We start from the raw sequence: 22,949 nt of genomic DNA, 5'->3' as shown, positions 1-22,949 counted from the left end.
GGGGCGGTGGGCTAGCCTGTGCAGTACAATTCGGCGAGGAGAGAGAGGCATGCCAGCGCATGAGCTGTTCCGGCAGGAAGATCTCCGCTTCGAGGTGGATATCGATCCGCTCATCGAAGCGCTTGGCGATGTCCTGCCGCCCGATGGGCTAATCGTGCACGAGGCCGGCCGCCGCGCTTACGAGTGCGACGGCCTCGCCGCCTACAAGCAGCTGCCCCGGCTGGTCGCCATCCCTGAGACCATCGAGCAGGTCCAGACCATCCTCCGGCTATGCCGCGATAATGGCGTGCCCGTCGTCAGCCGCGGCGCGGGAACCAGCCTTTCCGGCGGCTCGCTGCCGCATCCACAGGGGCTCTTGCTCGCCATGGGCAAGTTCAACCGCATCCGCGAGATCGATCGCGGGCGGCGCCTCGCCCGGGTGGAGCCGGGTGTCCGCAACCTCGCCATCACCGAGGCCGCAGCACCTTACGGGCTGTATTACGCGCCGGATCCCTCCTCGCAGATCGCCTGTTCGATAGGCGGCAATGTGGGCGAAAACGCCGGCGGCGTGCATTGCCTTAAATATGGCCTGACGGTGCACAACGTACTGGCCATCACGGTGGTCACCATAGACGGCGAGCTGACCACCATCGGCGCCGAGGCGCCGGACAGCCCGGGCCTCGATCTGCTGGCCCTCATGCACGGCTCGGAGGGCATGCTCGGGGTGGTTGTCGAGGTCACCGTGAAGCTGTTGCCTGAGCCGCTGACCAAGCAGGTCCTCATGGCCTCTTTTGCGGATGTTGAGTCGGGTGGCCACGCCGTTGCCGGGCTCATTGCCCGGGGCATCATCCCCGGCGGGCTCGAGATGATGGATGGAGCCGCCATTCAGGCCGCCGAGGATTTCGTCCATGCGGGCTATGACACCGCCGCCGCCGCCATTCTGATCTGCGAGCTCGATGGCAGCGAGGCGGAGGTCGCCGACCAGATGGCCGCCGTCGATGAGTGTCTGCGCGAGCATGGCGCGACGCGCATTCAGGTCGCCGCCGACGCCGCTGAGCGGGCTCGGTTCTGGGCGGGGCGCAAGGCTGCTTTCCCAGCGGTGGGCCGGATCTCGCCGGATTACTACTGCATGGATGGCACGATCCCGCGCCGCCAGCTCGCCTATGTCCTCCGCCGGATCAGCGAGATCAGCCAGGCCGAGGCACTTGAGACGGTCAATGTCTTTCACGCCGGCGATGGCAATCTGCACCCGCTGATACTCTTCGATGGCAACCAGCCCGGCCAGCTCGCTGCCGCCGAGCGCGTCGGCAGTGAAATCCTCCAGCTCTGCGTCGAGGTCGGCGGGACAGTCACCGGCGAGCATGGTGTTGGTCTCGAGAAAATCAACGAAATGTGCGTGCAGTTCAGCAACCCCGAGATCGAGCAGTTCCACCGCATCAAGGCGGCGTTCGATCCAGACGGGCTGCTCAACCCGGGCAAGGCCATTCCAACGCTCAACCGCTGCGCGGAGTTCGGTCGATTGCATGTGCATAACGGTGAACTGCCCCATCCCGAGCTTGAGCGCCTCTAATGATCGATGCCGATCAGACCGCAGCCTTCGTCGAGCAGGTTGCAGCCGCCATCGCCGACGACCAGCCACTCACGATTGAGGGCAGCGCCAGCAAGGCGTTTTACGGAAATCCGACACAAGGCCGCGTCGTCAGCACCCTCGATCATCGAGGTATCGTCAACTACGAGCCGACCGAGCTTGTCCTGACCGCCCGTGCCGGTACGCCGATCGACGAAATCGAGGCGGCGCTTGCCGACAAGGGCCAACGACTGGCCTTCGAGCCACCGCATTTCAATGGCGGGGGCAGCGTTGGCGGGATGGTCGCGGCCGGGCTATCGGGCCCGGCCCGGCCATACGCGGGTGCCGTGCGGGATATGGTGCTGGGGATACGGCTCATCAATGGCCGCGCCGAGACCATGCGCTTTGGCGGCGAGGTCATGAAAAATGTAGCGGGCTACGACGTCGCGCGCCTCAACACCGGCGCGCTCGGTACCCTGGGCATCATCACCGAGGTATCGCTCAAGGTGCTCCCGGCCATGCCCGCCACCGCCACGTTGCGCCTTGCGGCTGCCGCGGGTGACTGCCATCGGCTCAGTGAGCAGTGGCTGCGCGCCGGCCGGCCGCTCACCGGCATGCTCCACGACGGCGATCAGCTCCATGTCCGTTTCGAGGGCACGGCCTCGGCCGTAGAGGACGCTCAGGCGGCACTTGGCGGTGAGGTGATGGAGGCGTCCGACGCCGCTGCCTTCTGGCAGTCGATCCGCGATCATCGTCACGCCTTTTTCACGGCAGACGAGCGCCCCCTCTGGCGGCTTGCGCTACCGCCGGGGGTTGATCCAGCGGACTTCGGAGGGTCCGTGCTGGTGGACTGGTCGGGTCAGCAACTCTGGCTGCGCGGCCGGGAGGATGCCGACGCACTGCGTGCGCAGGCCGCCGCGGTGGGTGGCAGCGCGACGCTTTTCCGCGGCGAGCTGCCGGGGGTCGCTGCCTTTGCGCCACTGGATGCGGTCAAGGAGCGGCTGCACCGGCATATCAAGCAGGCCTTTGACCCGCATGGCGTTCTCAATCCCGGACGACTCTACCCGCAAGCGGAGGTGAGCTGAGCATGCAGACCCATCTTGCCGATTTCATCAAGGATACGGCGGCCGGCCAGGAAGCCGACGAAATCCTGCGCAAGTGCACGCACTGCGGCTTCTGTCTTGCCAACTGCCCGACCTATCGGCTGCTTGGCGACGAACTGGACAGCCCGCGGGGTCGGATCTATCAGATCAAGCAGGTCCTCGAGGGTGAGACGCCGACGCAAAGCCTGCAGCTCCACCTCGATCGCTGTCTCACCTGTCGGGCCTGCGAGACGACCTGCCCGTCGGGCGTCGAATACGGCCGGCTGGCCGATCTGGGCCGGGAAATCGTCGAGGCGCAGGTGCCGCGACCGCCTGTCCAGGGCTGGCTGCGGCTGGCCCTGCGCAGCGTCCTGCCGCGGCCGCGGCTGTTCGCCAGTCTCCTCGCCATGGGTCGGGTCGTCCGGCCGCTGGTACCCGAGGCGTTGCGCAAGAAAATCCGGCCCCGCCGTTCGGCCCCCGCCTGGCCGTCCACCCAGTCGCGGGAGCGCTTCGTGCTGATGCTTGAAGGTTGTGTCCAGCCTGCCCTGGAGCCGCCGATCAACCCCCAGACGGCGGGCATTCTCGAGGACCTCGGCATCGGTGTCCGGCGCACGCGCGAGGTGAGCTGTTGTGGCGCCATTGACCAGCATCTGGGCGCCCCGGATGCCGCCCTTGAGCGCATCCGGGCCAATATCGATACATGGTGGCCGCATATTGAGGCCGGTGCCGAGGCCATCGTGGTGAATGCAAGCGGTTGTGGCGCACAGGTCAAGGATTACGGTCATCTGCTCGCGGACGATCCGGACTATGCGGACAAGGCGGCGCGGGTGACCAAGCTTGCCATTGACCCCATTGAGCTGCTGGAGGCGCATGCCGATCGCCTGGCCCCGGCGGACGATGCACCGCGGCGGGTTGCCTTCCAGACGCCCTGCACGCTGCAGCACGCCCAGAGGCTCAACGGCCGGGTCGACGCCCTGATGGCGCGGATCGGCTTTGAGATGACGCCGGTGCCCGATGGCCATATCTGCTGCGGGTCGGCAGGTACCTACTCGGTCCTCCAGCCCGAGCTCGCCGGGCAGTTGCGCAGCCAGAAGCTCGACAACCTGGCCACCGGCGACCCCGAGGTCATCGCCACGGCCAACATCGGCTGCCTGACCCATCTCGATGAGGCAGCCGACGTCCCGGTCCGGCACTGGCTGGAGTTGATCAAGGTCGCCTGAGCGGCGCTCAAGGCCGACGCTGCTATACTCCCCGGCCCAATTGTCGCCCCAGGGGAGTGCCCATGAGCGATACCGAACCGGCCATTGTGATCAGCACCGATGAGCTGGCCCGACGCCTGCAAGGCGACAGGCCGCCCCATGTGGTGTTCGTCGGCGATGCAGACGTCTATGCAAGCGGCCATATCCCGACAGCGGGTCGAGTCGATTTCGCCGATCTTAACCACGCCGAACCACCCGCGAGCGGTCTGCTGCCCCCCATGGCGGTGCTGGGGGAGGTGCTCGGCAACGCCGGCATTCGCCCCGACCAGACCGTCATCGCCTACGATGACAGTGGTGGGGGTCGGGCCTCACGGCTGGTCTGGACGCTCCACGCGCTGGGTCACTGGCGCGCCGGCATACTGGACGGCGGACTTGCGGCCTGGCGCGAGGACGGCCACCCACTGACCAGCGGCGAGCCTGCCCCCGGTGCCGAGACGGCACCCTACCCGGCCGAGCTGCGTTCCCCGGAAGTGGTCGCCGGCGAGGAGTACATTCGCGAACATCTGGATGAACCTGGCGTCTGCATACTCGATGCCCGCAGCCCGGCGGAATACCGCGGCGAAGACTTACGCGCGGCCCGTGGCGGACACATCCCGGGGGCGGTTAACGTCGATTGGGGAGACAATCGGGATCCCCGACGGAGTGGCCGGCTGCGCCCGCTCGACGAGCTCGACGCGCTTTATCGATCGCGCGGCCTGCGCCGCGATCAGGAGATCGTCGCCCACTGCCAGACCCACCACCGCTCATCGCTCAGTTATGTGGTCCTGCGCCATCTCGGCTTCGAGCACGTCCGTGGCTATGCCGGGTCGTGGTCGGAATGGGGCAATCGGCCCGACACGCCGGTGATCACCGGGCCCGAGCCGCTTCCACCAGAAAATGGGCGCGATAGTGGCGGAGCTCGTTAATGGAGTCGCGGATATCGTCCAGTGCAAGGTGAGAGGACTGCTTGGTCATGGCTTCCGCGACGCCGGGCAGCCAGCGCTGGGCGAGCTCCTTGAGCGTGCTGACATCGATATGCCGGTAGTGGAAATAGCGCAGCAACTGCGGCATCGCCCGGTGCAGGAAACGCCGGTCCTGGCAGATGCTGTTACCACACATCGGCGAGACACCGGCGGGCACCCACTGCTCGAGGAAAGCGATGGTGCGCCGCTCTGCCTCGGCCTCGTCGATTTCGCTGTCCCGAACCCGCTGCATCAGCCCGGAGCCGCCGTGCTGGGTCTGGTTCCAGTCGTCCATGGCGGCCAGCACGGACTCGGGCTGATGAATGGCGAGCACCGGCCCTTCGGCAAGGATATTCAGTTGGGCATCGGTGACGATGGTGGCGATCTCGATAACCTGGTCGTGGTCAACATCCAGACCGGTCATCTCGAGATCGATCCAGATCAGGTTGCTGGCCGAGTAGGACATGAGCGCTGTATTCCGGCTGCCGTGAGTGAATGCGAAGTCTACCAGAGGCATTCCGGCGCCGGATCGGGACGGCCATGAGTCAGAAAACAGGGCTCGTCATCATGAGTACCGCCGACCATTGCCTGGTCGACGATATGGCCGGCGGGCTGCATCGATGCCAGCTGCGCGGTCGGCGGGCGGGGCGTCCCGTCTGCGGTGACCGCGTGCGCTGGACGCCGGGCACACCCGAGGGCGTGATCGATGGCATCGAGCCGCGTCACAACCTCGTCGAGCGGGGTGATTTCCGGGGCCGGCCCCGGCCACTGGTGGCGAACATCGATCGGCTGGTGATCGTGGTCGCGCCCGAACCCGCGCCGGACAGCCTGCTGGTGGACCGTTACCTGGTGCTCGGCCAGACGCTTGGCCTGGCCATGCTTCTGTGGTGCAACAAGGCGGATCTCGAGCTCGGGCCATCGGCCCCGACACTGGCGGCGCTGCAGGCGCGCTGCCGTCGCCTTGGTATCCCGGTCCTCGAGGGCAGCACCACGACGGGCGCCGGCCTGGCTGGCCTACGCAACCAGACCGGCGGGGAGACCATTGTCCTGGTCGGACAATCCGGCGTGGGGAAGTCCTCCATCACCCAGGCGCTCATCCCGGCGCTGTCGCTGCGTATCGGCGAGATCTCGGCAACCAGCGGCCAAGGGCGCCACACCACGAGCGAGACCACCCTCTTCCGCCGGGAGGATGGGGGCGCCCTGATCGACTCGCCAGGGGTGCGGACCCTGCGACTGGATCATCTGGGCAGCGAGGCGGTCGACCGGGCCTATCCCGAGATTCTGGAAGCCGCCCGCGAGTGCCGCTTTCGTGACTGCCAGCACAGCCGGGAACCGGATTGCGGTGTCCGACAGGGCCTGGCCGCCGGCGCCATCGAAGCGCAGCGATTCGAGAACTGGCGCCGGTTGCGCCGTGAAACGAAGATCGCGGAGAATCCGGAGCGCGGCGGATGACAGTTTTCTTCGTCATCCTCGGCGTCCTCTCGGGCGCCCTGCTCTGGTATCGCCAGGGCCCGGAGGCGTTTACGCAGGCGCTGCTCTCCGGCGGTGAGCTGATTGTGCTGGTCGTGCCGCTGGTCGTTATCGCGATCGTGATGGCCGCCTATGCCCAGGCGCTCCTGCCGCGGCGGGTGGTGGAACACTGGCTGGGCCGGCGTGCCGGCTGGCGCGGCCTGTTGATCGCCACCGGCGCCGGCGCCATCACCCCCGGGGGGCCGTTCATGGCCTTCCCTCTGGTGGTCGGGCTGCGCGCCATGGGCGCCTCGCTACCGGTCTGCATCACCTATCTCACCGCCTGGTCGCTGCTTGGCATTCAGCGGGTGTTGATGTGGGAGCTGCCATTCTTCGGCCTCGACTTCGTCTTACTGAGGCTGCTGGTCTCCCTCCCGCTGCCGCTGCTCGCCGGTGTAACCAGTCAGTGGCTCGGCGAGCCGCAGCACCGCTGATGCCATTCGCTTATCTGAGCATCCTTGCACTGGCCCTCCTCTTCGCTGGCCTCGCCCATCGGGACGCGCATATCCGCCACGGCGATGTCATGCACCGTGCCTGGAAGCAACTCGCGCCGCTGCTGGTGCGTCTGCCCATTGCGCTGATCGCCGCCAGCTTCATCGGTGAGCTGATCCCGCAGGCGCTGTTCGGTCGCTGGCTGGGCGATTCATCCGGCTTGAATGGCATCCTGATCGCATCACTGTTGGGCGGGATCATGCCGGGCGGACCCATGGTGACGTTTCCGCTGATTCTGGTCTTCGAGCGCGCTGGTGTCGGGGTTCCCCAGCTCATCGCCCTGCTGACCAGCTGGTCGTGTTTCGCCCTCCATCGCGTGCTCTCCTACGAGCTTCCCACGCTGGGCTGGCCCTTCGTCTGGCGGCGCTGGGCCGTCACGCTGATCCTGGCGCCGCTGGCAGGCCTGCTCACGCTCTGGTTCCATTGATCCGGGTCAAACGTTTGGCTTATCAGAAAAGTTGATCTATAGTTAAGTAATACTTGGGCAAGGAGACTCGGGTCATCGACAACCCGCACCGTCCTGTCACCGGCAAACGGAATGTTCCGTCTGCCCTCTTCCCCCTGAACATCGAAGCGCTCTCCGGCGATCAACGACCGGGGCAGCCATCGATGGGCGACTCCGCCATCCACTAACCGCTGATAAAGCGAAAGAGAACGGAGCTAACCATGAGTAAGCGTTCCCTCTATGCACTGGCCCTGACGGGCGCAATGCTGCCAATGGCCGCCAACGCCGAGTGTGGCGAGGTGTCGGTCGGCGAAATGAACTGGACCTCCGGTGGCATCATTACCGGTATCACGGCCTTCCTGCTGGAGCAGGGCTACGGCTGTGATGTCACGGTCGTACCGTCCGCCACCACCACGGCGATCACCTCGCTGGCCGAGAATAACGAGCCCGACATCGTGCCGGAGCTCTGGGTCAACTCGGCACCGGTCTACTTCGAGCTGGCCGAGGAAGGCAAGGTCATCCGTGCCTCCGATACGTTCAGCGACGGCGGCACCGAGCACTGGCTGGTGCCGGACTACGTTGTCGAGGAAAATCCCGAGCTGGGGACCATCGAGGGCATTCTGAACAATCCGGAGGCCGTTGGTGGGATGTTCCACAGCTGCCCGGATGGTTGGGGCTGCCGCATCGTGAGCGACTCGCTGGCCGAGGCGTTTGATCTCGAGGGCAACGGCATCGAGGTCTTCCACCACGGCTCCGGCGAGACCCTGGCGGGTGCCATGGCATCGGCCTATGAAAACGGCGAGCCCTACTTCGGCTACTACTGGGGCCCCACGGCACCCCTCGGCAAGTACGACATGGTCAGCGTTGACCTGGGCCCGTACAACGAGGAAATCCACGCCTGTAACCAGGACACGGATTGCACTGAAGTGGGTGTGTCGGGCTTCCCGTCGGCTGACGTGTACAACGTCGTTACCGCGGATCTGGCCGAGCGTGAGCCGGAAGCCTTCGAGCTGATGGAGAACGTCACCTTCAGCAACGATCAGATGAACAGCCTCCTTGCCTGGCATTCCGACAATCAGGCCAGCATCGACGAGGCCGTCGTCTACTTTCTGCAGAACAACCAGGATCAGTGGATGAGCTGGCTGAGCGACGACGCCAAGGCCAATCTGGAAGGCATGTTCTAAGGGCGACCACCCTCGGAAACAGGCACCGGAGCATTCGCTCCGGTGCCCCTCCCCATTTGATCAGAGGAGCCGGGCATGGCGACCTACGATTTCATTTTTGACGGACTCGGGCTGCGGGGCTGGTGCGGCGAGAGCGGCGGCGGCACGATGAGCATGCAGGATCTCATCGCGAAGCGAAGCGGTGAGGCCCCTTCGGTCTGGGAAACCCCTTTTCCCTCTCTCGACAACCTGCATGATGCCTGTCCGGCCATTGCCCAGACCCGGCAGCTCACGACCGGTCTGGAGAATGGCTTTCTGGGCATGAAGGACAGCCTGAAGTTTGTGCTCGACCCAATCACTCAGCCGCTCAGCTGGTTTCTCAGCGGCGCGCTGAATCTGTTCCAGACGGTGCCGTGGTTCATCATGATCCCGGCGCTGCTGATCGTGGTATTCCTGGCGTCGCGATCGAGCCGCCTGGTGGTGACCGTCGCGACGATGATTCTGTTCCTCGCCTTCATCGATCACTACGACTACGCGATGCAGACGCTCGCGATCATCTTTGTGTGCTCGGCGATCTGCGTGTTGCTGGGCGTGCCCATCGGCATCGCCATGTCGCGCAGCGATCGGCTGCAGAAAAGCGTCATTCCCATACTGGATATGCTCCAGACGCTACCACCATTCGTTTACCTGATCCCGCTGATTTTCCTGTTCTCGGTAACCGAGCCCAAGCTCTACGGCATCGCGATCATCCTCTATGCGATCGTCCCGGTGATCCGCCTGACCGATCTTGGTATCCGCCTGGTGGACAAGGACGTGATCGAAGCGGCGGACGCCTTCGGTATGACCGACCGGCAGAAACTCTACGGTGTGCAGATTCCGCTGGCGCTGCCGAACATCATGGCCGGCGTCAACCAGACGATCATGATGAGTCTCGCCATGGTGGTCATCGCCTCACTGGTGTCCGCCCCCGGACTGGGCGTGCTGGTGCTGCGCGGCATCCGTAATCTCGAGCTTGGCGTCGGACTGGTCTCCGGTCTCGGCATCGTGCTGCTCGCCATCATTCTCGACCGTGTGACCAAGGCGGCCCTCGCCCGCGTCAACACGGCCCAGCAGTAAGCGGACGGAACCGGAATCATGAGTGATCAGATCAAGATCTCGATCCAGCATCTCTACAAGATTTTCGGTGACGACCCGGCCGCGGCGCTGGAGCGGGTCAAGGCCGGCGTGGGCAAGGCCGAACTGCTCGAGCAGTACGGCCATGTGCTGGGCCTGCAGGACATCAACGTGGACATGGTTGACGGCAGGATCACCGTCATCATGGGTCTGTCGGGCTCCGGCAAGTCGACGCTGATCCGTCATCTGAACCGATTGATCGAGCCCACCGATGGTCAGGTCCTGGTGGACGGCGATGACGTCATCAGCTACGACGCCGAGGCACTTCGGCAGATGCGTCGTCAGCGCATGTCGATGGTCTTCCAGAAGTTCGCCCTGCTGCCCCACCGAACCGTGTCGGAGAATGCCGCCATGCCACTCATCGTGCGGGGCGAAGACAAATCCGCTGCCCTGCAGGAGGCGAGCAAGTGGCTCGACCGGGTGGGTCTTCAGGGCAATGACAACCAGCACCCCCATCAGCTCTCGGGTGGTATGCAGCAGCGCGTGGGCATTGCCCGGGCGCTCACGTCCAACTCCGACATCATGCTGATGGACGAGGCCTTCTCGGCGCTGGATCCACTGATCCGAACGGATATGCAGGACCTGCTGCTGGAGCTGCAGAAAGAGCTCCATAAGACCATCGTGTTCATCACCCACGATCTCGACGAGGCGCTCAAGCTGGCCGACCATCTGGTCATTCTCAAGGACGGCTATATCGTCCAGCAGGGTGAGCCGCAGGAAATCCTTCTGCACCCCAATGACCCCTACATCGTGGACTTCATCAGCGACATCAACCGGGCACGTGTGCTCCGGGTGCGCTCGGTCATGGATCCGACGACCGAGCCCCTGGAAACCACACTGGCCGGCGATGTCGACGGAGACACGAACCTGGAGGCGGTGATCGCCGAATCCGAGGGGGATACCAGCCTGACCTATCGGGTGGTCAGCGATGGCGAGCAGATCGGCGTGCTGGACATGAAAACGCTGGTGCGGGCGCTGGTGCCGACCAGCGCGGCGGAAGACGGGGTGCGGGGCAAGTACTGAGCCCGCACGAACCCCCTCTCTGCAATGAAAAAGGCCCCTTCCGAGGGGCCTTTTTCGTCGGGTGCGGACTTGCCCGACTCAGGATTCGGCGGCGAAGCGATCGAATGCCTCGAGCGCCTGTGAGCCGTAGACGAACGACGGGCCGCCACCCATATACAGACAGACACCAATGGTCTCCAGCACCTCGTCCCGGCTGGCGCCGTACTGGGCCGCCGCTTTGGCGTGGAAGGCAATACATCCCTCACAACGGATCGCCACGCCGATGGCGAGCGCCATCAGCTCCTTGTCCTTGGCACTCAGGGCACCGTCCTTTTCAGCGGCCTTTGACAACTGGGTAAAGCCCTTGGCCACCTCGGGATGCCCCTTGCCGAAGTTCTGCATCAGCTTCGAGAGTTCCTGGGCGGTCTGGGGCCAGTCCTTGTACATCACATCGCTCCTTGGTTGAGAGATCCGGTTTCAAAAGCAAACACCGTCATGGCGATCTGGGCATCCGCCCGGGCCTGCGAGCGGGCCTGCTCGGCATCGAGTAGGCCATTCTGCGCGGCCAACACCTCGGGCAGACTCCCTACCCCCTGACGATAGGCCGACAGGGTCGCATCGGCGGTCCGTCGCGCCGCCGCGACAAGCGCATCGGCGCTCTCCCATGCGGAAAGCGCCGTCGCCAGCCCCTCGTAGGCGGTCACGACCTCCGCCTCCGCCGCACGGCGGACCGCGGCGAGCTGCGCCTCCGCGCCGGCCACCTCGGCAGCTGCCGCCTGACGCCGACTCTCACGCAGCCCCCCGTCGAACAGTGGCACTTCGACCGTGAGCAGCGCCAGTGTATCCGTGGCCGGTATATCAAAGCTGCTGCCGTTGATGGCGAGCTTGCCGTTGTTCCGGGCCGCGGATGCCACCAGGCCGACCTTGGGGCGGAAGGCGGCCTCCGCTCCATCCAGGGCGGCCCGCTGCGCCTGCAGGTTGACCACTGCCTGGAGAATATCCGGCCGGTGACGCAGTGCATCGCGGACCACCGCATCGAGTCGTTCCGGCATCGCCTCCGGCAGCGGCATCGGCCGGGTCGACACATCAACGCCACGCCCTGCCGGCAGCCCCACCGTGGCCATCAGGCTGGCGTAGGCCGCCCTCGCATCCCCCCGTGCGCGGACGGCATCCAGCCGGGACTGCGCCAGCGCCTGTTCCGCCTGCGCCACCTCCACGACATTGCCGACCCCACGCGCCAGCCGCGCCTCGGCGGATGACAGGATTCGTTCACTGTTCTCCAGCGCCCGCTCGGCGGCCTCGGCCTGGGTCCGGGCGGATAGCAGCGCATGGTAATCCCGGCTCACGTCCAGCAGGGTCTGCTGGTGTGCCAGATTGAACCCGAGATTCTCGGAGATGGCGAGCTTCTCGGCCACCGCCACCGCCGACTCACGCTCGCCGAAGTCGAACAGCATCCATTCGACGAAGACGCTCGGGATCGTGGAGGTGGCGGTATTGTCCACGGTGGTACTGCCAAGGCCGGGCAGATCGAAGGTGATATCGGAGCGACTCCTGCCAGCGACCAGGGCAGCCCCGATCTGGGGAAAATAATCGGCGCGCGCGCTGTCCACGGCGTAGGCCGCTGCCCTCGCCTGCTCCCAGGCCAGACGGGTCTCGGGGTCGAGACGCTGGGCGAGATCAATCAGGCCGGGGAGGCCATAGCGTTTGGCCCGATCCACACCAACGGCTTCCGGATCCGGCTGCGTCAGCGCCCGGTCGACCTCCCCGGCGAGCTCGGCCGGCACCGCCCACTGCCTGTCCGGCTGCGCCGGGGCGAGGCTGCCCGCGTCATTTGCACAACCGGCGAGCGTCAGGAGGAGAGCGCCGGCTGTAGCGACGCTGCCTGCGAAGGAACGGTTCGGCATCCAGCAATCTCCTGGAGGTGTTTGACGAGGGCCCCGTCGCGCGAGTCAGCAGGCGGGAGATCGTCGGCTTCGGCAATCATGGCCTCCCGCCGCGGTGCCAGGGTGCCCTGGGCAAAATAGTCGGCATCCTGATCGAAGGCCCCGGCCAGCGCATCCACACCGGCCACGTCGGTCTCCCCACGCCGCGCCCGGCGCCGCTCCAGCACCGATGCGACGGCCAGTGTCCGAAAGGCCTCATCGGTCGCGGCGCACCAGTCCGGCGTGATCGAATCCAGCTCGACGGCGCGCTCGAACAGGGTGTAGTCCTGCAGCTCCCGGGCGCGACCGAGACCGGCGACGACTTCGGCGCGTGCCGTCGCCGGCTGCCGCCGGAGCCCTGCGGCTACCGCCCGGTGGGTGCGTGCGATTCCGTCGGCGACGTCCACGCGCATGGGCAGCGGCCAGAGCAGGACAAAGGCGAAGGCACAGGCCAGGGAGCCGAACAGGATACCGAGAATCCGGCCGGTGGCCGGCTCGAAATCGTAGCTCGGCCCGAAGTTAAGCCCGAAGGCGCCGAAGGCCTCCAGTACGACGAGGAAGAACGCCAGCACGATCTGGAAGCCTGCGTAGGCAATACGCTCCGAGCCGACGCCGATCCACCCGCCGATGGAGGCCACCACGAAGACCAGCATGGCGAGCTGACCCACATCGTTCATCAGCGGGATCAGATAGATCAGGCTGAGCGCGGCAATCGCCGCACCGATCAGACAGCCGGTCATGCGCAACGTCATCTTGTGGACCGACTCACCGAGGGTCGCCTCCGAGACGTAATAGCAGGTGATCATGCAGGTATGGATACTGACCCAGTCCAGCCCCGTGAACATGAAAATGCAGACCATGACCGCCAGGGTGACCTTGGTGGCGAACTGCCAGTGCCGGGGTTCCATGAGCAGCGCGCGGAAACCACCGCCCTCCTTGGCCGTTACGGGCTTCTCCGGCAGCTGTTCGCCGTTCAGGATCCCGCCAACACGGCGAATGCAGGCGGCGACATCCTCGGCGGTGGCGGCGACGAGTGGCCGGGATCCGGTCGGCATCGTCAGGCTCGCCTGGGCCATCGACTGGACATCCGCCAATTGCCCCTGCAGCGCCGCCCGGGTCTGCGGGTCGGCCCCGGCCTCGTCGAGCGCGGCCACGGCCAGCATGAGCTCGAGGGATTCACGGTCCAGCGCCATCAGCCGGTTCCAGTCGGCCTTCGAGGTCGAGAGCTTGGCGAACTTCTCCAGATCCTCCACCTTCGCCGGCGCCGCCATGACGATCTCGGCAAAGGCCGCGGCATCGATCCGGCCCGCCAGCCGATCATCCACCGCGGCCAGCCGCTCGGCCATGCGATCCTCCACCACACCGATGGAATTGCGCCCGAACAGGTAGGCCAGCAGGCCGATGGTGATCATGGCGATGATGACGATGGGTCCGACCCAGATGATGCTGTGCGTGAGCAGATCCACCATATTGGGGATGGGCAGATCGACGACGTCCGGGAGGATCAGAAGGAAAGTCAGCAGAAAGGCGAGCGTGCTGGCGAGTGGCCCCAGGGGCGTGGCACTCGCGAGCCACATGCCGACAAACGTAATGCAGGCCACCACCACCATGCGCGCGGGCGGGTTGTCGATCACCAGCCCGAGCACCGGGATGGACACGCCAACCACGAAGATCGCAACGAAGATGAAGATCACCGACACCCCGATGGTGCCGTTGGCATCGGGGCGATAGGCAAAGAACACGAGATACGCCGCCAATCCCGCCTCGGGGATACGCATGGTCATCGAGACCACCACGATCGCCGTGCAGAGTCCGCCGATGGAAACCGCATCGCGGAGGCGCCCCGGGCGAGGGGCCAGATCGGCCAGAATGCTCAACGCGCGCCTCCAGCGGCGTTGTTGCTATCGGATGCCGGTGGGTCCGCCGGCGAGAATACCACCCGCGCCGAGGCGCCCAGGTGCTGGAGTTGATCCGGCGGGTCGCTCAGGCGCACCCGCACCGGAAACCGCCGCGCCACCTGCACCCAGTCGAGGGTCGCCTCGATGTACGGGAGTTGCCCGGCCAGGTCGACATCATCCTTGGCCTGGATACCGCGACCGATGCCCTCCACCTCACCCATGATCGGCGAGCCGGGGTTGATAGCGACGGTCACCTCGGCGCGATCGCCATTGCTGATCCCCGCCAGATCGGTCTCGCGGACCAGAGCGGTGGCGTACCAGGAGCGATCGTCGATCAGGGTGAAGATCGACGCGCCGGGGAGAAGGTACTGACCGATGGACGCCGTCAGGCCCGCGACCAGTCCGTCGAACGGCGCGGTTACCGTCGTGCGGTCGAGCTCCCACTGGGCGAGCTCGACCGCGGCCCTCGCCGCATCGCGTTCCGCCTCAAGCGCCTCGGTGGTCTCCACCAGATCCACACTGGCCTCCGCGGCCTGCCGCGCCTGGCGCAGAGAGGTGCGGGCATTCTCACGCGCGGTCACGGCCTCATCGAACGTCTGCTGCGAGACGACGCCCTCCTCGGCAAGCGGCGCGAGCCTCTCCACCGTGCGTTCGGCGAGTTCGAGATCGTCCTCGGCCCGCTGAATCTCCTCCATGGCACCGCCGGCATTGGCGAGCTCCGCTTCCGCCCGGCGTCGTGCTTCGGCCAGCTCGGCACTGATCGCGGCCAGGTTGGCCTCCGCCTGCCTCAGCGCCAGGCGATAGGGCACCGGATCGATGCGGAAAAGCACATCCCCCTGGCTGACCCGTTGATTCTCTCTCACATGCAATGCATGGATCTTCCCGGCCACCGGTGCACTCATCAGCGTGGTGTCCGCGCCAATCTGGGCATCGTTGGTTCTCGGGCTGGTATCGAAGGTCCGGACGATCCGCTCGCCCATCACTCCGGCAGCGACGAGGACAACCACCAGCAGGGCGATGCCCACGATCCGGCGGAGACGGCCCGGCTTCTCCCGACCTTCGCCCTTGCGGCCGGCCACCATGCGGCGCATGTCGTCGCGATCCGTCATCGCCTTGCCCGCAGAAGTCGTGCGCGCCGATCAATGGCTGCCATAGAGAAACTCCCAGAGAATGAACGTCACCAGCAGGAAAAGCGCCAGATTGAACACCGGCTTGAGCGGTATCGCCCGGCTGATCCCGACGAGGCGCAGCGCAGCGGTCAACCCGATGGTGACCACCGCGGCCGCGAAAACGACCAGAATCCAGCCCGGGAACAGTGTGCCGAAAAGCGGAATCAAGACATCTGCTCCGTGGCGGGCTCGTCATGGCCGGCCCGCCGCCGACGGAACTCGCCGATCCGGACCCAGGCCCGTCGGTAGTTGAGCAGTCCGCCCGCGAGGAACAGCACGCTGCCGACGAGATACTGAGCGCCGAGGAAATTCAACAGTTCCGTCGCGAGTGCCGAGTCGCCGACATTCCACAGATAGGGAACGGAGGCAGTGGTGAAGAGCATGGCGCCAGCGACGAAACTGATCCCGGTCAGGGTATAGAGCTGCAGTGCCCGTTTACTGAAATAGTGGACCTGGAGGACATTCACGAACGGTGTAGCCGTGAACAGCACACTGCCAATGATGAAACACCAGGCCCCAGCGACAATTAAATTGACGAAGGTGAAAAAGAATACGCTACCGACGAGAAAAAGGACCGTTCCAATCAGATACCCACAGGCGGCGATCAGCTCCAGGCGACGCCCCTGACTGGAATGATGGTGGTAGCGGATCACCTCGACCAGGTCGTGCCCCGTGACGATGAGATAGAGCACCGAGCCGATGAAGAAGGCCCACACGCCCCAGTTGATCTCTGTTGCCAGCTCAGGGAAGAAGAAAATGCTTCCGAGAACGAACGCAATGCCACCGAAAATATAGAGAATCGCGTTCACACTCTCCCAAACAAAGCTCTTGCCAGCCTTCTCGGAGGACTCCAGCAGGTCATACGCCCGACTGCGATTGACAACAAGATGCGGCATTAAGATCGACTCCTGAAAGCTAATGTCGGAATCCCCCATTTCCTTTCTGGGCGACCCCGAATTTCATCGCCGCAATACTGCCATAAAAAAAGCCCCGCCGTGCACGGGGCACGACGGGGCCGTTCAGGTGAAGCGACTCGAACCTAGGCTTCGAGGTCGAAGCGGTCGTTGTTCATCACCTTGGTCCAGGCACTGACGAAGTCGTTCACGAACTTCTCCTGATTGTCGTCCTGGGCATACACCTCGGCATACGAGCGCAGGACGGAGTTGGAGCCGAAGACGAGATCGGCCCGGGTTGCCGTCCACTTGAGCTCGTCGGTCTGCCGGTCGCGGACCTCGTAGCTGTTGCTACCGGTGGGATTCCAGATGTTGCCCATATCGCAGAGGTTGACGAAGAAGTCGTTGGTCAGCGCACCGACACGATCGGTGAACACGCCATGCTGCGTGCCACCGTGGTTGGTGCCCATCATGCGCATGCCGCCGACCAGCACCGTCATTTCCGGCGCCGTGAGGCCGAGCAGCTGGGCCCGGTCGAGCATCAGCTCTTCGGCACTCACGACATAGTCCTTCTTCATCCAGTTCCGGAAGCCATCGGCCTCCGGCTCCAGGACGTCGAAGGAGGCCGCGTCAGTCTGCTCCTCGGTGGCATCGCCACGGCCCGGCGCAAACGGCACGCTGATGTCGACGCCGGCCGCCTTTGCCGCCTGCTCCACGCCCACGTTGCCAGCAAGCACGATGACGTCGGCGAGGCTTGCGCCGGTCTCCTTCGCGATCGGCTCGAGCACACCAAGCACCTTCTGCAGCCGCTCGGGCTCATTGCCTTCCCAGTCCTTCTGGGGGGCCAGCCGGATACGGGCTCCGTTGGCACCGCCACGCATATCGGAGCCGCGGAAGGTGCGGGCGCTGTCCCAGGCGGTGGACACCATCTCATCAATGGTCAGACCGCTGTCGGCGATCCGCGCCTTGACTGCATCGACGTCGTAGTCGGTGCTGCCGGCCGGCACCGGATCCTGCCAGATCAGGTCCTCATCGGGGACATGCGGGCCGATGTAGCGATCCTTGGGACCCATGTCGCGATGCGTGAGCTTGAACCAGGCACGGGCGAACATCTCGTCGAAGTAGGCCGGGTCGTTATAGAACCGCTCCGAGATCTTGCGATACGCCGGATCCATCTTCATGGCCATATCGGCGTCGGTCATGATCGGGTTGAGCCGGATCGACGGATCCTCGACGTCAACCGGCTTGTCCTCTTCCTTGATGTCCACCGGCTCCCACTGCCATGCACCGGCCGGGCTCTTCTTGAGCTCCCAGTCGTAGTTGAGCAGCAGATGGAAATAGCCGTTGTCCCACTGTGTGGGATGCGTGGTCCAGGCGCCCTCGATACCGCTGGTGACGGTGTCACGGCCCACACCACGCGTGGTGTGGTTGTTCCAGCCGAGGCCCTGTTCCTCGATGTCCGCGGCCTCCGGGTCGGGACCGAGGAGCTCGGCATCACCGTTGCCATGACACTTGCCGACCGTATGGCCGCCGGCGGTGAGCGCAACGGTCTCCTCGTCGTTCATGGCCATCCGCTCGAAGGTGACCCGAACCTGCTCGGCGGTCTTGAGCGGATCAGGATTGCCGTTGACGCCCTCGGGGTTCACATAGATCAGCCCCATCTGCACGGCGGCCAGCGGGTTCTCCATGGTTTCCGGATTGTCGACGTCTTCGTAGCGCTCTTCACTCGGCGCCAGCCATTCCTTCTCCGAGCCCCAGTAGACATCCTTCTCGGGGTGCCAGATGTCCTCACGGCCGTAGCCGAAGCCGAAGACCTTGAGACCCATGGACTCGTAGGCCACGGTCCCGGCAAGAATGATCAGGTCGGCCCAGCTCACCTGGTTGCCATACTTCTTCTTGAGCGGCCAGAGCAGGCGACGCGCCTTGTCGAGGTTGGTGTTGTCCGGCCAGGAGTTAAGCGGCGCGAAGCGCTGATTGCCGGTGCCGCCGCCCCCACGGCCGTCGGCGGTCCGGTAGGAGCCCGCGGCATGCCAGGCCATGCGGATCATCAGACCACCGTAGTGCCCCCAGTCCGCCGGCCACCAGGACTGGCTGTCCTTCATGAGCGCGCGCATGTCGTTCCACAGCGCCTGGTAGTCGAGCTTCTTCACCTCCTCGCGGTAATTGAAGCTCTCGCCCATCGGGTTGGACTTGGTATCGTGCTGGTGGAGGATGTCCAGATTCAGGGCATTCGGCCACCACTCCATGTTGTCACTGCCCTCGGTGGTGGCCCCACCGTGCATCACCGGGCATTTACCGGCCTTGTCGATATCAGCTGCTGCCATGGTCTGTCTCCGCTCGTACGATTGCTTTGCGTGTTCGGGCTGACGGGGCCACCGGCTGGCCGGCTCCCCCGTTCAGGCTGCATTTATAACAAACACAGCGAGGAATGGAATTTGTTGCTGCCAATGATTTCTATAGGCCTGGCGTATCGCATACCCCTTTTATCGTAGCCTGTATCAATGGCTGGGCCTGATCATCCAGCCACTGCAGGTCGCGGTTGCTTGTCGGCAACGGCATACTGACGTCAACCCATGCATGTGGACAGTCTACTGACGCCTGGAGACAGAGTGATGTCAACAACCACCGCTTTCCCCATTCGGCAATGGCCGACTTTGACCGTCGCAGGCGAGAGCGTGAGGTACCCCGTGCATCGCATATTTTGTGTGGGACGCAACTACGCCGCCCACGCCGCGGAGATGGGGGCGGAGGTTGACCGGGCGGCACCCTTTTATTTCACCAAGTCGGCGCTTGCGTTTGCTGCGAGTGGTCAGACGCTGCCTTACCCGCCCGCTACATCAAACTATCACCACGAGGTGGAGCTGGTCGTGGCCCTGGGTACCGAGGCTTTCCGCATTGAGCCGGCTCAGGCCTGGGGAACCATCTACGGGTATGGCTGCGGGCTGGATATGACGCGCCGTGATCTACAACTGGCGGCTCGCGAAAAACAGCTTCCCTGGGATACCGCGAAAGATGTCGAGCATTCCGCCGTCTTTGCAGAACTGACCCCGGCGGACCGGTTCGGCTCCCTGGTCAGCCAGCGTATTGAGCTGACCGTCAATGGTGAGCGCAGACAGGCCAGTCGTCTGGATGACCTCGTCTGGGGGGTGGACGAACTCATCTCGGACCTTTCGCATTATTACCATCTGGCGCCGGGCGATCTGATCATGACCGGGACACCGGCTGGCGTGGGACCGGTTCAGCCGGGCGACGAGATTGTCGGAGAGATCGAGGGCCTGGCGCCTGTGCACATGACCGTTGGCGAGCCGGAGTAGCTCATCGCCTCTTCGACGGGATTTGTCGCTCTGGCGATTACCAGACGTCAGGGCGATTCAGGGACTCGACGCAGCGCACCGCGCCAGCGATTGGTGCCGATTCGGTCGCGTTGTCGATGGTGAACAGACGCAGATCTTCCGGTGGCGTCGTCTCCAGCAACTGTCTGACCAGATCGCGGACCAGCCGCCCCTCGGCCGCGCCTTCCGAATCGGTGAAAGTGCGCTCGAATAAATCGACAAGCTCCCGCTCGCGACCTGACACCTGAGTACCGTTGCACATGCTCGACACGCTATGTCGACGAAGGACGTAAACGGTCACGACGTATGACGTCTAACGTCAAGCTCCACCCCTAACAAGCCATATGAAGATACTTGCAACACCAGAACCAAAGGTAAGTTACGACGCGCTAAATCAGATGGTTAGAGGATTTTAATTATAATTTCTCAAGAGATGTGAAACGTCTGATCACTGACGAGAGACGTAACGTGCGCGGCGCCATGACGTCGTACGTTAACAGGCCCTCAGGGGAACCCATCGCAAGGAAAGTGAAAGGGAGGGATTGATTCGACCCTCATCCTTCGGGCCTCACCCTACGGGCGCCTCGCTATGCTCGGCGTCCCAACCGCCTCCGGCGATTGGTCGAACCCATCATCTGTCTGTACCGAGGGTTCGAACCCCGGCCACTGTCAGATACAAAAAAGCCCCCTGCGGGGGCCATTTCGTATCTGGCGGAGAGGGAGGGATTGATTCGACCCTCATCCTTCGGGCCTCACCCTACGGGCGCCTCGCTATGCTCGGCGTCCCAACCGCCTCCGGCGATTGGTCGAACCCATCATCTGTCTGTACCGAGGGTTCGAACCCCGGCCACTGTCAGATACAAAAAAGCCCCCTGCGGGGGCCATTTCGTATCTGGCGGAGAGGGAGGGATTCGAACCCTCGGTACGGGGTTACCGTACACGCGCTTTCCAGGCGCGCTCCTTCGACCGCTCGGACACCTCTCCAGAAAGCGTGCAGCTTAATTCACTGCCCTTCCGCGATCAATCGCTACCCTTACCCGGGCCATAGACGGGCATCGGAAACGGGGTGACGTTACCGTCGGAATCGGAGATCTTCGCCTGCCCTTCCTTTTCGACTTCGTCGACCCGGATGACCGCATGCATAGGCACGTAGGTGCGCTTCACGCCGGCAAACTCGCTCTTGAGCTTTTCCTCGGCCGGATCCACCACGACCTGGGTCCGCTCACCGAAGGTAAGCTCTTCGATCTCGACGAAGCCGAGCAGCCCACCGTCGGAGATGTTACGGGCGTATATCTCGTAGACCTTACCCTGATTGTGGAAGATCACGCGGTAGATTCGCTCTGCAGGCGCCATGACAGTCCCGCCGGTATTTGCTGCGGAAAAGCGTTGCAGTGTAACACGGCGATGCCGACCGATTGCTTTTCCCCGGAAGCTGATTGCCCCTGGCGGATACAGTCGGCCGGCATCGCACTCCGGCACTCAAGCAGGCTCAGTCCGTCGGTTGCTTTGCCACCCGCAGATAGGGCTTGAGCGTCTGCCAGCCTTCCGGGAATTTTTCCCGCGCCTGCTCGTCGCTCACCGCCGGTGGGATGATGATGTCATCACCGTCGCGCCAGTTCACGGGCGTTGCCACGGTATGCCGGGCGTTGAGCTGCAGGGAGTCGAGCAGCCGGAGAATCTCATTGAAATCCCGACCACTGGTCATCGGATAGATGAGCATGGCCTTGATGCGCTTGTCCGGGCCGACGACATAGACGGCGCGAACCGTCGCATTGTCCATCGCGGTGCGACCCTCGCAGCTGTCACCCTCGTCTTCCGGGAGCATGTCATAGAGCTTCGCGACCACCAGGTCGGTATCGCCGATCATGGGGTAGTTGGGCGCCGTGCCCTGCGTCTCTTCAATGTCTTTCGCCCAGGTGGCATGGTTTTCCACCGGATCCACCGACAACCCGATCACCTTGGTCCCGCGGCGGTCGAACTCGGGCTTGAGCTGCGCCATGTAGCCGAGCTCCGTCGTGCAGACCGGGGTAAAGTCCTTGGGATGCGAGAACAGAATGGCCCACTGGTCGCCGATCCACTCGTGGAAGCGGATTTCGCCCTCCGTGGTCTGTGCCGTGAAATCCGGCGCGACACTGCCGATACGTAGCCCCATCAATAACCTCCCGCGACTGGCTTGTTTCTCTCATGTCCGCGGTACGATAGGGGCTCCGGAGGATCTCACAAAAGATTAATACAGCATCTAGATATAACTTAATGGAATATCATGCACGCTTGGGAAGGCCAGAATTTCGCTGACGTTGACCTGCTCACGCAGCGCCGCGACCCCCGGCGCTTTCAGGTGGGCTGCGCAACATCCGACGGTGGACGCATCATCCTGCAGTGGTTTCGCAACATGCCAGAGATCGCACAGTGGCTTCGGCGCATGGAGCCGCAGCGATGGGGGCTGCGCGGTCCGGCGCTGATCGCCATCAAGGCCGAGCTTGAGCCCGTGCTCACGCGGGTTGATGTCCACGGGCTCGAGGAAGAAAGCCGCGTTGCCCACAATGCCGTCACCGACGGGCACTACCATTTACTATGGTGGGGAGACTTTGCCACCTTCGCGGCAGGGGGAGATCACTGGTCGGACACGTTCCTGACCCGCGAGGATCTGGATCCCGTGAACGCATCAGATAATGAACAGGCCAGAGCCCTGGCCGATGCACTACGGGCCCGGGTCGACGCGGGCGGGCTTGCGCCGGCCCGGAATTCCGACTTAGGCTCCCAGCCATGAACAAGCCCTGCATTTTCTGTGAAATCGCCGCCGGCCGCATGGAGGCCGAGATCGTCCACGAGGACGACAAAGTCGTCGCATTCCGGGACATCCATCCGCAGGCGCCGGTGCATGTGCTCATCATTCCGCGCAAGCACATAACCAGCATGCTGGAGATTGAACCCGAGGATGCGGAGCTGCTCGGCCACATGCACCTGACGGCCCGCAAGCTCGCCCGGGAGCTCGAAATCGCCGAGGGCGGCTACCGCAGCATCTTCAACTGCGGCAGTGATGCCGGCCAGACCGTCTGGCATATCCACCTGCATCTCATGGGCGGGCGCAGCATGGGCTGGCCGCCCTGGCCCGGGAACTGA

General features: G+C 64.3%; 24 protein-coding genes and 1 tRNA gene. 13 read left to right on the top strand and 12 right to left on the bottom strand.

Translation table 11 applies throughout. The features are described from left to right. Window positions 1-49: 49 nt before the first annotated feature. From V6X30_RS02750 to V6X30_RS02735, 4 genes are all read left to right on the top strand, one after another. Window positions 50-1,549 (top strand): FAD-linked oxidase C-terminal domain-containing protein, encoded by a 1,500-nt coding sequence (locus V6X30_RS02750; protein ID WP_367983107.1) that lies wholly within the window; start codon window positions 50-52, stop codon window positions 1,547-1,549. Then, a complete protein-coding gene (gene glcE, locus V6X30_RS02745; RefSeq protein WP_367983106.1) occupies window positions 1,549-2,631 on the top strand; it encodes a glycolate oxidase subunit GlcE in 1,083 nt (360 codons plus the stop codon). The genes V6X30_RS02750 and glcE overlap by 1 nt, the downstream gene beginning before the upstream one ends. 2 nt (window positions 2,632-2,633) lie before the next feature. Further along, a complete protein-coding gene (glcF, locus tag V6X30_RS02740) occupies window positions 2,634-3,848 on the top strand; it encodes a glycolate oxidase subunit GlcF (RefSeq protein WP_367983105.1) in 1,215 nt (404 codons plus the stop codon). A 62-nt stretch (window positions 3,849-3,910) separates the two neighbouring features. Next, window positions 3,911-4,792 carry a sulfurtransferase gene (locus V6X30_RS02735; RefSeq protein WP_367983104.1) on the top strand — a complete coding sequence of 294 codons (882 nt, stop codon included), beginning with the start codon at window positions 3,911-3,913 and terminating at the stop codon, window positions 4,790-4,792. Here the strand turns inward: V6X30_RS02735 and orn are convergent. Beyond that, entirely contained in the window at window positions 4,734-5,294 is a 561-nt protein-coding gene (gene orn / locus V6X30_RS02730; RefSeq protein ID WP_367984522.1) for an oligoribonuclease, read from the bottom strand. The two genes, V6X30_RS02735 and orn, sit on opposite strands and share 59 nt — an antisense overlap. A 74-nt stretch (window positions 5,295-5,368) precedes the next feature. On the opposite strand from orn, the gene rsgA reads away from it, so the two are divergent. The 6 genes from rsgA to V6X30_RS02700 all read left to right on the top strand — a co-directional run bounded on the left by rsgA (window position 5,369) and on the right by V6X30_RS02700 (window position 10,633). Then, on the top strand, window positions 5,369-6,280 hold the full coding sequence (gene rsgA / locus V6X30_RS02725) for a ribosome small subunit-dependent GTPase A (RefSeq protein WP_367983103.1): 912 nt from the start codon (window positions 5,369-5,371) through the stop codon (window positions 6,278-6,280). Continuing rightward, window positions 6,277-6,771 (top strand): permease, encoded by a 495-nt coding sequence (locus tag V6X30_RS02720; RefSeq protein ID WP_367983102.1) that lies wholly within the window; start codon window positions 6,277-6,279, stop codon window positions 6,769-6,771. The genes rsgA and V6X30_RS02720 overlap by 4 nt, the downstream gene beginning before the upstream one ends. Next, window positions 6,771-7,256: a hypothetical protein gene (locus V6X30_RS02715; RefSeq protein WP_367983101.1), complete on the top strand. Its 486-nt coding sequence runs from the start codon at window positions 6,771-6,773 to the stop codon at window positions 7,254-7,256. The genes V6X30_RS02720 and V6X30_RS02715 overlap by 1 nt, the downstream gene beginning before the upstream one ends. Window positions 7,257-7,495: 239 nt before the next feature. Continuing rightward, the gene (locus tag V6X30_RS02710; protein ID WP_367983100.1) at window positions 7,496-8,458 is read left to right on the top strand and encodes an ABC transporter substrate-binding protein; all 963 of its coding nucleotides are present in this window, start codon (window positions 7,496-7,498) and stop codon (window positions 8,456-8,458) included. Between the two features lie 75 nt (window positions 8,459-8,533). Further along, window positions 8,534-9,553, top strand: coding sequence for an ABC transporter permease (locus V6X30_RS02705; RefSeq protein WP_367983099.1), 1,020 nt, complete (start codon window positions 8,534-8,536; stop codon window positions 9,551-9,553). Between the two features lie 18 nt (window positions 9,554-9,571). Next, a complete protein-coding gene (locus V6X30_RS02700) occupies window positions 9,572-10,633 on the top strand; it encodes a quaternary amine ABC transporter ATP-binding protein (protein WP_367983098.1) in 1,062 nt (353 codons plus the stop codon). A 78-nt stretch (window positions 10,634-10,711) separates the two neighbouring features. Here the strand turns inward: V6X30_RS02700 and V6X30_RS02695 are convergent, their stop codons facing one another. The 7 genes from V6X30_RS02695 to katG all read right to left on the bottom strand — a co-directional run bounded on the left by V6X30_RS02695 (window position 10,712) and on the right by katG (window position 18,818). Beyond that, window positions 10,712-11,059, bottom strand: coding sequence for a carboxymuconolactone decarboxylase family protein (locus tag V6X30_RS02695; protein WP_367966423.1), 348 nt, complete (start codon window positions 11,057-11,059; stop codon window positions 10,712-10,714). Beyond that, complete coding sequence (locus V6X30_RS02690) at window positions 11,059-12,516, bottom strand: TolC family protein (protein WP_367983097.1); 1,458 nt, start codon at window positions 12,514-12,516, stop codon at window positions 11,059-11,061. Before V6X30_RS02690 ends, V6X30_RS02695 begins: the two co-directional genes overlap by 1 nt. After that, the gene (locus tag V6X30_RS02685) at window positions 12,462-14,411 is read right to left on the bottom strand and encodes an FUSC family protein (RefSeq protein ID WP_367966421.1); all 1,950 of its coding nucleotides are present in this window, start codon (window positions 14,409-14,411) and stop codon (window positions 12,462-12,464) included. The genes V6X30_RS02690 and V6X30_RS02685 overlap by 55 nt, the downstream gene beginning before the upstream one ends. Then, entirely contained in the window at window positions 14,408-15,541 is a 1,134-nt protein-coding gene (locus tag V6X30_RS02680) for an HlyD family efflux transporter periplasmic adaptor subunit (protein ID WP_367966420.1), read from the bottom strand. The genes V6X30_RS02685 and V6X30_RS02680 overlap by 4 nt, the downstream gene beginning before the upstream one ends. A 30-nt stretch (window positions 15,542-15,571) precedes the next feature. After that, window positions 15,572-15,769 carry a hypothetical protein gene (locus V6X30_RS02675; protein ID WP_367966419.1) on the bottom strand — a complete coding sequence of 66 codons (198 nt, stop codon included), beginning with the start codon at window positions 15,767-15,769 and terminating at the stop codon, window positions 15,572-15,574. Continuing rightward, on the bottom strand, window positions 15,766-16,497 hold the full coding sequence (locus V6X30_RS02670; RefSeq protein ID WP_367966418.1) for a YrhK family protein: 732 nt from the start codon (window positions 16,495-16,497) through the stop codon (window positions 15,766-15,768). The genes V6X30_RS02675 and V6X30_RS02670 overlap by 4 nt, the downstream gene beginning before the upstream one ends. Window positions 16,498-16,640: 143 nt before the next feature. Continuing rightward, window positions 16,641-18,818: a catalase/peroxidase HPI gene (gene katG / locus V6X30_RS02665; RefSeq protein WP_367966417.1), complete on the bottom strand. Its 2,178-nt coding sequence runs from the start codon at window positions 18,816-18,818 to the stop codon at window positions 16,641-16,643. Between the two features lie 363 nt (window positions 18,819-19,181). Between katG and V6X30_RS02660 the strand changes: the two genes are divergently transcribed. Next, window positions 19,182-19,808 carry a fumarylacetoacetate hydrolase family protein gene (locus V6X30_RS02660; protein WP_367983096.1) on the top strand — a complete coding sequence of 209 codons (627 nt, stop codon included), beginning with the start codon at window positions 19,182-19,184 and terminating at the stop codon, window positions 19,806-19,808. A 37-nt stretch (window positions 19,809-19,845) separates the two neighbouring features. Here V6X30_RS02660 and V6X30_RS02655 read toward each other — a convergent pair whose 3' ends face one another. The 4 genes from V6X30_RS02655 to V6X30_RS02640 form a co-directional block, all read right to left on the bottom strand. Continuing rightward, window positions 19,846-20,070 carry a hypothetical protein gene (locus tag V6X30_RS02655; RefSeq protein WP_367983095.1) on the bottom strand — a complete coding sequence of 75 codons (225 nt, stop codon included), beginning with the start codon at window positions 20,068-20,070 and terminating at the stop codon, window positions 19,846-19,848. 649 nt (window positions 20,071-20,719) lie between these two features. Then, a tRNA-Ser gene (locus V6X30_RS02650) sits at window positions 20,720-20,810 on the bottom strand. A gap of 36 nt (window positions 20,811-20,846) precedes the next feature. Beyond that, complete coding sequence (locus V6X30_RS02645) at window positions 20,847-21,179, bottom strand: DUF1820 family protein (RefSeq protein WP_367983094.1); 333 nt, start codon at window positions 21,177-21,179, stop codon at window positions 20,847-20,849. A 136-nt stretch (window positions 21,180-21,315) separates the two neighbouring features. Then, entirely contained in the window at window positions 21,316-21,978 is a 663-nt protein-coding gene (locus V6X30_RS02640; RefSeq protein ID WP_367983093.1) for a peroxiredoxin, read from the bottom strand. Between the two features lie 111 nt (window positions 21,979-22,089). On the opposite strand from V6X30_RS02640, the gene V6X30_RS02635 reads away from it, so the two are divergent. Beyond that, complete coding sequence (locus V6X30_RS02635) at window positions 22,090-22,596, top strand: hypothetical protein (RefSeq protein WP_367983092.1); 507 nt, start codon at window positions 22,090-22,092, stop codon at window positions 22,594-22,596. Further along, window positions 22,593-22,949 (top strand): histidine triad nucleotide-binding protein, encoded by a 357-nt coding sequence (locus tag V6X30_RS02630; protein ID WP_367983091.1) that lies wholly within the window; start codon window positions 22,593-22,595, stop codon window positions 22,947-22,949. Before V6X30_RS02635 ends, V6X30_RS02630 begins: the two co-directional genes overlap by 4 nt.

This window comes from Spiribacter sp. 1M189, from assembly GCF_040838345.1.
GTDB classification, from domain to species: Bacteria; Pseudomonadota; Gammaproteobacteria; order Nitrococcales; family Nitrococcaceae; genus Spiribacter; species Spiribacter insolitus.
Note: the sequence above shows the minus strand (reverse complement) of the source record. Positions and strands in the feature narration are given on the sequence as shown.